12 protein-coding genes and 1 pseudogene are annotated in these 11805 nt (G+C 69.3%); 12 read left to right on the top strand and 1 reads right to left on the bottom strand.

The genetic code is table 11. The features are described 5' to 3' along the window. From C1I98_RS41720 to purE, 3 genes and pseudogenes are all read left to right on the top strand, one after another. Nucleotides 1–362 (top strand): annotated as a pseudogene (locus tag C1I98_RS41720) (DUF6297 family protein); the annotation flags it as partial. Between the two features lie 36 nt (nt 363–398). Beyond that, complete coding sequence (locus tag C1I98_RS26205; protein ID WP_111170091.1) at nt 399–1541, top strand: 5-(carboxyamino)imidazole ribonucleotide synthase; 1143 nt, start codon at nt 399–401, stop codon at nt 1539–1541. A 20-nt stretch (nt 1542–1561) separates the two neighbouring features. Then, nucleotides 1562–2047, top strand: a complete 486-nt coding sequence (gene purE / locus C1I98_RS26200; protein ID WP_111170092.1) for a 5-(carboxyamino)imidazole ribonucleotide mutase — start codon at nt 1562–1564, stop codon at nt 2045–2047. Here purE and C1I98_RS26195 read toward each other — a convergent pair. Further along, complete coding sequence (locus C1I98_RS26195) at nt 2023–3369, bottom strand: UDP-glucose dehydrogenase family protein (protein WP_233508193.1); 1347 nt, start codon at nt 3367–3369, stop codon at nt 2023–2025. The genes purE and C1I98_RS26195 overlap by 25 nt on opposite strands. Nucleotides 3370–3527: 158 nt before the next feature. Between C1I98_RS26195 and C1I98_RS26190 the strand changes: the two genes are divergently transcribed. The 9 genes from C1I98_RS26190 to C1I98_RS26155 all read left to right on the top strand — a co-directional run. After that, entirely contained in the window at nt 3528–4691 is a 1164-nt protein-coding gene (locus tag C1I98_RS26190; RefSeq protein ID WP_111170089.1) for an acyl-CoA dehydrogenase family protein, read from the top strand. 425 nt (nt 4692–5116) lie between these two features. Further along, nucleotides 5117–5389, top strand: a complete 273-nt coding sequence (locus tag C1I98_RS45810; protein WP_111170088.1) for a winged helix-turn-helix domain-containing protein — start codon at nt 5117–5119, stop codon at nt 5387–5389. 503 nt (nt 5390–5892) lie between these two features. Next, nucleotides 5893–6384 carry a hypothetical protein gene (locus C1I98_RS26180; protein WP_111170087.1) on the top strand — a complete coding sequence of 164 codons (492 nt, stop codon included), beginning with the start codon at nt 5893–5895 and terminating at the stop codon, nt 6382–6384. Between the two features lie 74 nt (nt 6385–6458). Further along, complete coding sequence (locus C1I98_RS41715) at nt 6459–6635, top strand: hypothetical protein (protein ID WP_158558186.1); 177 nt, start codon at nt 6459–6461, stop codon at nt 6633–6635. After that, nucleotides 6595–7269 (top strand): DUF4268 domain-containing protein, encoded by a 675-nt coding sequence (locus C1I98_RS26175; protein WP_158558185.1) that lies wholly within the window; start codon nt 6595–6597, stop codon nt 7267–7269. Before C1I98_RS41715 ends, C1I98_RS26175 begins: the two co-directional genes overlap by 41 nt. A 190-nt stretch (nt 7270–7459) precedes the next feature. Then, complete coding sequence (locus C1I98_RS26170) at nt 7460–7957, top strand: DUF4365 domain-containing protein (protein WP_111170085.1); 498 nt, start codon at nt 7460–7462, stop codon at nt 7955–7957. Then, a complete protein-coding gene (locus C1I98_RS26165; protein WP_111170084.1) occupies nt 7954–9057 on the top strand; it encodes a hypothetical protein in 1104 nt (367 codons plus the stop codon). The genes C1I98_RS26170 and C1I98_RS26165 overlap by 4 nt, the downstream gene beginning before the upstream one ends. 2 nt (nt 9058–9059) lie before the next feature. Next, nucleotides 9060–9707 (top strand): hypothetical protein, encoded by a 648-nt coding sequence (locus C1I98_RS26160; RefSeq protein WP_111170083.1) that lies wholly within the window; start codon nt 9060–9062, stop codon nt 9705–9707. Then, on the top strand, nt 9704–11805 hold a 2102-nt coding region (locus C1I98_RS26155), incomplete at its 3' end, for a helicase HerA domain-containing protein (RefSeq protein ID WP_146607631.1). The genes C1I98_RS26160 and C1I98_RS26155, both read left to right, overlap by 4 nt.

The raw sequence follows: 11805 nt of genomic DNA, 5'->3' as shown, positions 1-11805 counted from the left end.
CCAGAAGCCTGCTCCCCATCCTGCTGAGCTGCGCCTGGCTGGCGCTCGCGCTGGCGTTCCTCGGGCTGCCCGGCTGGCTGCCGTTCGCCCCGCTCGCCGCCCCCGCCTTCGCCGCGGGCGCGCTGCGGATGGCCGGGCGGCGGCCGATCGACCACTCGATGCCGATCTTGGAGACCCCCGCCGGCGCGATCCCGCTGGGCCTGGTCATCTGGGCGCTGACCGGCATCGACATCGCCGTGCTCGGCTGCCTGCCGTTCCTGACGGCCCTCACCGCCCAGCAGGCGCTCGCGGGCACGCTCGCCGCGCAGGCCGTGACCGGGGCCGGGGTGCTCGCCGCCTGGCTGTGGCGGGCCGTTCGGTGACCACCGGTAAGCTGGGCCGACGTGAGCAGCCACGATATGCCTGATGCCGGTATGCCGGTGGTCGGAGTGGTGGGCGCCGGGCAACTCGCCCGGATGACCCAGCAGGCCGCCATCGGCCTGGGCGTCGATCTGCGCGTGCTGGCCGGTGACTCCGGCGAGAGCGCGGCCCGCGTCATCTCCGACGTCCGCGTCGGCGACTACCGCGACCTCGACGACCTGCGCGACTTCGCCAAGGGATGCGCGGTGGTCACGTTCGACCACGAGCACGTGCCGACCGACCACATCGCGGCCCTGGCCGCCGACGGGCTCGCCGTACGGCCGGGCGCCGAGGCCCTGGTCCACGCCCAGGACAAGGCCGTCATGCGTGAACGCCTGACCGCCGCGGGCGCGCCCTGCCCGCCGTGGCGGCGGGTGGCCACGGAGGCGGAGGCCAGGGAGTTCGGCGAGGAGCACGGCTGGCCGGTGGTGCTCAAGGCGGTACGCGGCGGATACGACGGCCGGGGCGTGTGGATCTGCGACGACCCCGGTGAGGCGGCCGAGGTCCTGGCCGGCGGGGTGGCCCTGATGGCCGAGGCGTACGTGCCGTTCGAGCGTGAGCTGGCCGTACTGGTCGCGCGCTCCCCGCACGGGCAGGGCGTCAGCTACCCGGTGGTGGAGACCGTGCAGCGCGACGGCATCTGCGTCGAGGTGCTGGCCCCCGCCCCTGACCTGGACGTCGAGCACGCAGCCGAGGCGCAGCGGGTCGGCCTGAAGATCGCCGACGAGCTGGGCGTGACCGGGCTGCTCGCGGTGGAGATGTTCCAGACCAAGACCGGCATGCTGGTCAACGAACTGGCGATGCGCCCGCACAACAGCGGCCACTGGACCATCGAGGGCGCCCGCACCTCGCAGTTCGAGCAGCACCTGCGGGCCGTGCTGGACCTGCCGCTCGGCTCGCCCTCCATGACCGCGCCCGTGGTCGTGATGGCCAACGTCCTGGGCGGCGACGACCCCGACCTGTTCGCCCGGTACGAGCACGTGATGGCCCACGATCCCGGCGTGAAGGTGCACTTCTACGGCAAGGAGGTACGTCCCGGGCGCAAGATCGGCCACGTCACGGCGCTCGGCGACGACCTCGATTCAGTACGCGAGCGCGCCCGGCACGCCGCGGTCTACCTCTCCGAAGGGATTTACACGTGACGCCGGTCGTCGGGATCGTGATGGGCAGTGACTCCGACTGGCCGGTGATGCAGGCGGCCGGGGAGGCGCTGGCGGAGTTCGGCGTGCCGTACGAGGGCGATGTGGTCTCGGCGCACCGCATGCCGCACGAGATGATCGCGTACGGCGAGCGCGCGGCCGGCCGGGGCCTGTCGGTGATCATCGCGGGCGCGGGGGGCGCCGCGCACCTGCCCGGCATGCTGGCCTCGGTGACGCCGCTGCCGGTGATCGGCGTGCCGGTGCCCCTCAAGTACCTCGACGGGATGGACTCCCTGCTGTCGATCGTGCAGATGCCGGCCGGGGTGCCGGTGGCCACGGTGGCGGTGGGCGGGGCGCGCAACGCGGGGCTGCTGGCCGTGCGCATCCTGGCGGCGGGCGACCATGCGCTGCGCGAGCGCATGGTCGCCTTCCAGGACGACCTGCGGGCCCAGGCCCACGCCAAGGGCGAGCGGCTGCGGGAGACTCAGGGGCGGCCCAGCGCCCGGTAGTGCCAGGCGGCGGCCCGCCAGGTCTCGGCGTCGAGCGCGTTGCGCCCGTCCACGATCTTGCGGGTCGCCACCACCTGGCCCAGTTCCTCCGGGTCCAGGTCGATGAACTCCTGCCACTCGGTCAGCAGCAGCACCACATGCGCCCCGCGCGCCGCCACGATGGCCGACTCGCCGTACGTCAGCTCGGGGTGCGCCTTGCGCGCGTTGTCCAGCGCCACCGGGTCGTAGATCGTCACCCGGCCGCCCTGGTGGCCGATCGTCACCGCCACGTCCAGCGCCGGCGAGTCGCGGATGTCGTCGGAGTTGGGTTTGAACGCCGCGCCGAGCACCGCCACCGTACAGCCGCGGAAGGACCCGCCCACCAGCTCGCGGGCCAGGTCCACCATCCGGGCGCGGCGGCGCATGTTGATCGCGTCCACCTCGCGCAGGAACGTCAGCGCCTGGTCGGCCCCCAGCTCACCGGCCCGCGCCATGAAGGCCCTGATGTCCTTGGGCAGGCAGCCGCCGCCGAAGCCGAGCCCCGGGTTGAGGAACTTGCCGCCGATCCGTTCGTCGTAGGACAGCGCCAGGGAGAGCTGCTTGACATCGGCGTGGGAGGACTCGCAGACCTCCGCCATCGCGTTGATGAAGGAGATCTTGGTGGCCAGGAACGCGTTGGCCGCGTTCTTGACCAGTTCCGATGTCGGGTAGTCGGTGACCACGACCGGGACGTCCTCGCCGAGCGGCGCGTAGATGTCCCGGAGGATCTTCTCGGCGCGCTCGCTGGCCACGCCGAGCACGATCCGGTTGGGGTGCAGGGTGTCCTGGACGGCGAAGCCCTCGCGCAGGAACTCCGGATTCCAGGCCAGCTCGACGTTGGCGCCGGAGGGCGCCAGTCGTACCAGCTTGTCGGCCAGCCGCTGCGCGGTGCCCACCGGCACCGTGGACTTGCCCACCACCAGGCACTCGCGGGTCAGGTGCGGTGCCAGCGACTCGATCACGGCGTCCAGGTAGGAGACGTCCGCCGCGTTCTCGCCGCGCTTCTGCGGCGTCCCCACGCAGACGAAGTGGACGTCGCCGAACTCGGCCACCTCCTCGTAGGACGTGGTGAAGCGCAGCCGCCCGTTGGCGAGGTTGCGGACCAGCACCTCACGCAGCCCTGGCTCGTGGATCGGCAGGTCCCCCGCTCGCAATCGCTCGATCTTATCGGCATCGACGTCGAGGCCGAGCACCTCGAAGCCCAAATCGGCCATGCACGCGGCATGCGTCGCGCCGAGATAGCCGGTTCCAAGCACCGTGAGGCGATACGCCACGTCTGCGCTCCTCTCGACAGCGCCAATCATGTATGGACCAATCATCCTGGTCGGGTTGCCGGGGCATGCTATCGGCCCCTCGCGTTCCATGTTCCGCACCGGGTGAACCACTGCGTCTCGCTTTGCGGGAACCCATGCCCGGTGGGCGTGCCGTGGAAGCGTTTTGTTGGACGTCCTAGTATTTGTCCATGAGCTTCCCTCTCTATGCGCCCGCTGAGGAGCACGACATGCTCCGTCAGGCCGTCCGGGCTCTCGCCGAAGCGAAGATCGCCCCGCGTGCCGCGCAGGCCGACGAGGCGGAGGAGTTCCCGTGGGAGGTCTACAAGGACCTCGTCGCGGCCGATTTCCACGCCGTACACGTTCCTGAGCAGTACGGCGGCGCCGGAGCCGACGCGCTCGCCACGGTCATCGTCATCGAGGAGGTCGCCCGCGCCTGCGCCTCCTCCTCGCTCATCCCAGCGGTCAACAAGCTCGGCACCGTGCCGCTGCTGCTGTCCGCCTCCGAGGAGCTCAAACAGCGCTACCTGCCCCCGGTCGCCCGCGGCGACGGGATGTTCTCCTACGCCCTGTCCGAGCCCGAGGCAGGCTCCGACGCCGCGGCCATGAAGACCCGCGCCGTACGCGACGGCGACCACTACGTGCTCAACGGCACCAAGATGTGGATCACCAACGCCGGCGTGTCCGAGTACTACACCCTCATGGCCGTCACCGACCCCGCCGCAGGCGCCCGCGGCATCTCCGCCTTCGTGGTGGAAAAGGGCGACGAGGGCGTCAGCTTCGGCGCCAAGGAGAAGAAACTCGGCATCAAGGCGTCCCCGACCCGCCAGGTCATCCTTGAGGACGTCCGCATCCCGGCCTCCCGCATGATCGGCGACCCGGGCACCGGCTTCCGCACCGCCCTCGCCACCCTCGACCACACCCGCATCACCATCGCCGCCCAGGCCCTCGGCATCGCCCAGGGCGCCCTCGACTACGCCCTCGGCTACGTCAAGGAACGCAAGCAGTTCGGCAAGCCGATCGCCGACTTCCAGGGCGTGCAGTTCATGCTCGCCGACATGGCCATGAAGCTGGAGGCCGCCCGCCAGCTCACCTACGCCGCCGCCGCCAAATCCGAAGCCGCCACCCAGGGCACCCCACCCAAAGACCTCACCTTCTTCTCCAGCGCCGCGAAATGCGCCGCCTCCGACGCCGCCATGGAAATCACCACCGACGCCGTCCAACTCCTCGGCGGCTACGGCTACACCCGCGACTACCCGGTCGAACGCATGATGCGCGACGCCAAGATCACCCAGATCTACGAGGGCACCAACCAGATCCAGCGCATGGTCATGGCCCGCCAGCTCCTCAAGTAGTCCGATCTACCAGCCGCCCCCCCGGTCCGTGTGGGGCGGCCGGATCGGGTCGGAGGCCGCTGGCGCGGTCATAGGAGCTCGGCTTCATATGAGCGTAGACACGAAGGGTGCAGTCGGGATCTGCATGCCCGAAGTACTCCGCGAGTCGGCTTCTCTCAGGCAAGTGATCAGGTGAAGGGACGAGGAGTGCGCGACGTGGACACGGCATCCCCATCCTCGTCACCACCAACGCCGACGGCGTGACCCGCGTCCTCGCCCCCGATCGCATCTTTCTAGCCGTACCTTCGAAGGCGGGCCGGATACGCTGGTCGGCCAGGTGAGCGGCCCTGTGGCCCTTCGGTCGCCCTTGCCCCGCCCACGCGGAGATACCGGCGGTCTCGCCAAGGGACGTAACGATTGTCGGTGTTGCCTGACATGATCCCTTCGTGAGCAAGCCCGATCTCCCCTCGTACCGAGAGCTCCTGTGGCCGTCCATCCGCGCCATTCGAAGCCTTGGCGGTTCCGCGTCGATCTCCGAAATAGACGCTGAGGTTCAGCGGCAGCAACACTTCACAGAAGAGCAACGGTCCATCCTGCATGGCGACGGACCAAGCACAGAAATCGAGTACCGCCTCAGATGGGCTCGTACCTACCTGAAAGGCATGCGGCTACTCGCCAATCCGACCCGCCGTAGCGAAATGGGGCGTACGCATGGGTGAGGGTAAGGTCGTCGCCCCTATACCACCGCCCCCCAAACTCCGGCCGATCTTGTCAGTGGCGTGATGTGGCTGCCAACGATACTTCTCTTCGTCGAGCGGCCGGCTTACGGGGCAGGCGTCGAGGCCGAACCGTTTCGCGGTCACTAAGCTTTGCTGGCACTCACACCTACGAGAGTGTCAGCGAGATTAAGGGCATCCCAGGGACGGAGGGTCTGAAGCAGCGTCTGGCCTGGAGGGCCCTCACCTTTCGGTTGTCGGGCAGGGTTCGCCGTGTCGTGGAGGGAGGTCTTGTGAGATACAGGAGCGCTTGTGGCACCTTGCTCCATCCTATCAATTGGGACCGAACTTGTGGGTGTATGGGTGGAGAACTGGAGTGTCCGTGACACCGCGCGGCTTCTGGGGGCGGATCTCCGCAGCGAGGTGGCGCTGAGTTGGGGCGAGTTGGGGCGGCGCGAATTTCCTGGGGGCATCGGGGTGGCATGGATTGGCGAGTTGAACGACAGGTGACCCAGGTGCTGCAACTCCGGGGTACAGAATCCATGGACGCTCTCGACGAGTTGTCGATGGGAGGCCGAGCGTTGTCTCTCGACTGGCACGTGAACAGCCCGAGGACCCTCGTGTATTCGGCCAACGGCGGTTACATCATGGGCATGGACATCTACCGGCCCAGCGGGCGGCGCGGGAGCGATCCGCGTGCGCTCGACGCCTACGGGGAAGATCTGCGGTTCGACTGGAGCGATACGAGTTGGCGTGCCGACCCTGACCTGTCCGCAGGATGGCTTGAGTACGTGGAATGGTCGGAGACGCATGAAGAGGACGGTGAGGAGGATTTCCCCGACGAGTGGATCGACCTGGAGCAGTTGGCGATCGACGGCTACAGTCCGACCCTCGCGGAGGGTGTCACTTCTGCCTTTGTGTTCATCGGAAGGATCACCGGACGTGAGTTCGACCATGATTGGATGCGGGGCGTGCACTCCTGCTATCTAATCGAGTAGTGCCACGGCGTGCTTCTGGTGCGTGGAAGCGCATACCGGGCGCGAGGTGCTGGCGGTGAGGTTACTCTGCGGGCATGAGTGGTGACGAGGATGTGGTACATGGGTTTCGAGACGAACATCGGGCCGCGCTGGAATGGCTCAACGCCGTGACCGACGAGAACACGCGGTTCTTCGGTGTGGAGATCCGCCTGGTCAGGGTGGGGGAATTCGGTGCCGGCGCCGTTGTTCCGGGTGGTGGTGCAGCCCAATGACCGGCGTAAGCGGGTCAAGCAGGCGGGTCCGCCCGCGGTGGCCGGTCGGAATCTCGCGTACCAGCAGTTCTGGGAGCGGTTCATCGAGCGGGCGCGTTCGCAGCGGCCCGGGTGGACCAGGGCGCGCAAGCCGCCCGCCCAGAACTGGTTCGACTTACCGGCCGGGGTGACGGGCATCTACTACGGCGTCTCCTTCTCCTGGAAGAAGTTACGCAGCGAGCCGTACCTCGGCGGCGAGGCCGCGGCCAACGATCGAGTGCTCGCCGTCCTGCAAGCCGACCGGGAAGCACTCGGAGCCGCCTACGGCGGCCTCCTCATCTACGAGCCCCTACCTGACAAGATCGCCTGCCGGATAGCCGTCTACCGGCCCGGGAGCATCGAGGACACCGAAGACTGGGACGCCTATCTCGACTGGTTCGTCGACTCCCAGACCCGCCTGCGCAAGGCCCTGGACGCCCACGGCGGCATCTCCGCCCTCTACCAGCGCGGTGAAGTCGTGGACGCTGGTGGTCGCGCGGACCGTGGCGGCGGCGGCCCCTATGGAAAGCTCGTCGGCTTTGAGGTAGACGATTTCGGACCAGCCGTGGTCGATCAGCACCGTCCCGCCATGGGCCGCGTACGCCGCCACGCCTGACTCGGAGTCGCCAAGGGGGCCGGGGGTGACCTCGATGCGGCGCAGTGCCTCGCGCGGGGTGATATCCCGGACAAAGGTGGTGCTCATCTGGTCGCCTTTCGCGGCCGGCCGGGGTGGGAAAAGGACCCGATCACGCATCAACAGCGGAGAAACCGAAACGTCCGTGGGGCGTTCGGACGATACTCTCAGCGTGCTGGACCAGCGGAACCATCAGGGCAAGTTCGCCGAAGACTATGTCAGGGCGTTGGCCTCGGCGGCCGGGCTCATCGTCTACAAAGACGATATCGACCATGATGGGATCGATTTCGGCTTTCGCTATCCGGGCAGGGCGGGGCATATCGCCTCGCCGGCCATCGAGGTGCAGGTCAAGTCGTGGTCCGTGCCCTCGGGCAAAGGGCCGGATCTGTACTACGACGGGCTGAACGAGTTGCAGTACAACAAGCTCGTCGCCGGGCCGTTTCTCGTGCCGCGTTACCTGTTCGTGGTCGTGGTCCCCGCCGACCGGGAGCGGTACGCGCGGGTGGAGACCGAGGGCCTGACGCTCAGCCGGCTCTGTTACTACCGGGGGTTCGAGGGCGAGCGGCCGGTCGATGAGCCGAGCGGAAAGCGGCGGCGGGCCGTGCGGCTGCCGCTCGGCAACGTCCTCACGGTTCGCGCATTGCGCGAACTCGTGGGGGCGCCCGCGTGAGCACGGGCCTGTCGGGCGCCGACATCAACAGCTACCTCGCCGTGACCGGCTGGGTGCGCCAGCCGGAGGAGTGGCGGGGTGCGGCCGTCTGGCTGCGCGAGGGTGACCATGAGATCTTCGTGCCCGGCACGGACGACCTCGCCGACGGACCGCGGCGGGTCAGGGAGATCCTGGCGCTGCTGGCCCGGCTGGAGGGCCGGTCCCGAGAGGAGATCGCCTCCGACATCGGCGCGCCCATGGCCGACGTGCAGTGGTACCGATCGCCGATCTTCCCGGCGGACGGCCGGCTCGGGCTCGGGGACGCGGCCGTGGCGTTCGAGAGCGCGCAGGCGGCCCTCACCGCGGCGGCCCGTGCGGTACTGGCCCCCGGCCGGCCGGTGTTCGCCGGAGCGCCGCCCCGGGAGGTGCGGGACCTGCTGGCCCGGGTGCGGGTCGGGCCGATCGTGCCGTCCACGGACGTCCTGACGATCCGCGTCCCGTTGGAACGTGACGAAGCTGACGGCATCCCGCTGGCCCGCCGTGCGCTGATCCTTCTCCAGCGCGCGATGGTGCTGCTGCGCGACGCCGTCGCCCAGGTACACGAGACGCGCGACATGGGCGTCTTCGACGGCATCGTGCGGGACGGCGTGTCGGCCGACCTGTGCGCCGCGCTCGCCCAGATGGCCGGGGCCGACCCTGAGCGCCGGATGGAGGCGGGCTTTCGCTGGGCCAGGGCCGCGCCGTCCGAGGTGCCCGCGCGGACGGTGGTGTTCGACCCCGGTACGAAGGCCGTGCTGAGCATGGCCGCGCATCGCTTCCGCCGCCTGCCCAGCGGCAGCGCATCGGTCACCGGCCGCATCGTCATGCTCGGCGACGATGGCGACCGGGACCGGTTCCGGGTCCAGGTACGCGGCGTCTTGGTGACCGAGGCGGATGGGGCGGACAAGCTCATCTGGGTGCGGCTGCCTGGCGAGGCGGCGTACGACCTGGCCGTCACGGCACATCGGAGCGGGACCCCCGTACGGGCCGAAGGCACGCTCCACAACGTCAACGGCCGCCGCGAACTGGTGGCCACCGGCTTCGGCCCCCTGTCGGCCGATCGACCCGAGGAGACCACCTGACCATGGACGACATCGAGCTCAAACCCCTGGAGCGGGCCTTGCTCCTCGCCTTGATGACCCTCGGCGGATCGGCGTCCAACAATGAGCTGCGCGACCATGTGGGCAATACGCTCGTGGGCGCTCCGCGTACGCGGATGAACGCCGCCGGGCTGGTGGAGAGCGAGAAACAGGGGCAGACGTACCATCACGCGCTCACCGAGAAGGGGTGGGCCCGATGTGTGGCGGAACTCGATGCCACTGCCCCAACGGGAAGGGCCGGTAGCCCGCTTGGGCGGGTGCTGTACGGGGTGCTCGGCGTGCTCAAGGGGTACCTCGACGTCCGGGACATCAGCCTGGCGGAGTTCGTCGTCACCGCCCGCGGCGAAGGTGCCATGGACGCCGCACCAGTGGACCTGACCCAGAGCATCAGAGACGCCTACTGGCGACTGGCCCGCCGGCCGCAGGACTGGGTGCTGCTCACCCATATCCGGCCGCTCCTCGGGGACGTTCCCCGTGACGAGGTGGATGAGACGCTGCGCGAGATGGGGCAGCTCCCCGAAGTCCATCTCGTGCCCCGGGCCGACCAGAAGTCCCTGAGCGACGAAGACAGGGAGGCGGCCGTGCTCATAGGCGGCCAGAGCAAGCACCTGCTGGCGATCGAGGCGCGATGAGTGAGCCGGAGCTGCGCGCGCTGCGCGCCATAAGTCACATCCTCGACTGGACGGCCACCGCCGAGCACGCCTGGAACCCTCGGCCCTACCACGTCGGCGGCATGCACCCGAGGGCCGAGCGACTGATCCTCGACGGCATCGAGGAGGCGTCCCGACTCGCCACCGCCAGCCCGCTGGGAGCGGTGATCGAAGGGCCGGGCGGCGCGGGCAAGACCCATCTGCTCGGCTGGGTCAGAGGCGAGGTCGCTCGGGCGGGCGGCTACTTCTTCCTTGTGGAGTTCGGCGTTGGAGATGATTTCTGGCGCCGGACCACCGGGGCGATGGTGACGGACCTGGGCAAACCGGCCAACGGCGCGGACGTTCCCGTCCAGGCCATGGTGGCGCTGCACGGACTGGCCGACCTCGCCGGAGTGGGCGACCGCATCCGGGCGGCGGCCGAGCGCCCGTCGGGGCTCTCCCTGGACGATCTGGACGCCCTCGTGAACGGCCTTCGGGCCAAGGACCGGCAACTCCTGCACTACAAGGACACCATCCGGGCGCTCGCCCTCTACGCCACCGACAAGGGTCCGGGCGTTGACGTCGCCCACGACCACCTGAAGTCGGCGGAGGAGGCCGAGGAGGGTGATCGCCGGGCCTGGGGGATGAGCAGGCAGGTCAAGCCGCCGCACGACATCGCCGTCGAGCTGTCGGCGATCCTGGCGCTGACCGGTCCGAGCGTCATCGCGGTGGACCAGATCGACGCGATCCTGCGGCTGCCGCGCTCGCAGCAGGCCGGCACCGAACCGGGCGGTGAAACGGTCGATGAGGTCGCCGGTGGGCTCATGGCGTTGCGCCACGCGACCCGGCGCACGCTCTGCCTGGTGGCCTGCCTGCCGGACTCGTGGGAACGAATCAGCAATCACGCCGTTGACACCGCGCGGGACAGGTTCCGTACGTCGCTGATCCTCAACTCGATACCGACCGCCGAGGTAGCCAGGGAACTGGTCGAGCGGCGGTTCGAGGTGGCGTTCGCCGATGCGGGCTACAACCCGCCGCATCCGGTGTGGCCGATCGAGCCCGGCGCGTTCGCCACGGCCACCAACCTGACACCGAGAGCGTTGCTTCAGAGGATCGGCGAGCACATCGACGGGTGCCGGGCCGATGGCGTGGTACGTCCGCTGGAACGATTCACCACCGACGCTCCCGTGATCATCCCGCCGCCCGGGCACCTGGAGGCGCAGCCGGATTTCGGCAGGCTCGACGCGCGCTTCAAGGAACTCCGCGCCCAGGCCGAGGTGGAGGACGCCTTCGACGCCCAGCACGAGGACGAGGTCGCCCCCGTACTGCTCACCGCCGGCCTTACCGCCTGGATCACCGAGCAGGGAGAGGCCGGTCGCGGGTTCTCCGTCGATCCGCTGCCCGGCCACAAGCCGCCCGTCCACGCCCGGCTGCGCCAGGTGCTCGACCCCGACACGGACGAACAACGGCACTGGACGTTCCGGGTGATCGGCGCAAAGCATCACATCGCCGCCCTCAAACGGCTCAAGGACGGCATGGCGGAGTCCGGAATCGGGCCGAAGACGCCCGACCGCTGTTTCATCGTGCTGCGCAACCACGCATGGACGGACGGTCCCTCCACCCGGAAGCAGCTAGATCTCCTGGAGGACTCCGGCGGGCGGTCGATTCCGTTGCGCAGTGATGACCTGCGGGTGTTCGAGGCGTTGCGGCTGATGGAGGCCGATCACGATCCGGAGTTCGACCTGTGGCTGCGGGCCCGGCGTCCCGCCTCCGGCACCGAACTGCTCGGCGACATCCTCAGCGACGTGGCAGGCGAGCCGCCCGCCAAGGTACCGCAGCGACCCGAGCCTTCGAGCGCCCCGATCATCCCGGTCGGCAGGCGACTGGACACCGGCGCCACCCTGGAACTCAAACTGAGCGTCCTGGCCCGCCACACCGCCGTCTTCGCCGGCTCCGGTTCCGGCAAGACGGTGTTCCTGCGCCGCCTGGTGGAGGAGTGCGCGCTGCACGGGGTGTCCTCGATCGTCCTGGACCCGAACAACGACCTCGCCCGCCTCGGCGACCCCTGGCCCGCTCCTCGTCTCCGGGGCCCCAACCGGGG

This window comes from Spongiactinospora gelatinilytica (assembly GCF_003236385.1).
Classification (GTDB): domain Bacteria; phylum Actinomycetota; class Actinomycetes; order Streptosporangiales; family Streptosporangiaceae; genus Spongiactinospora; species Spongiactinospora gelatinilytica.
Note: the sequence above shows the minus strand (reverse complement) of the source record. Positions and strands in the feature narration are given on the sequence as shown.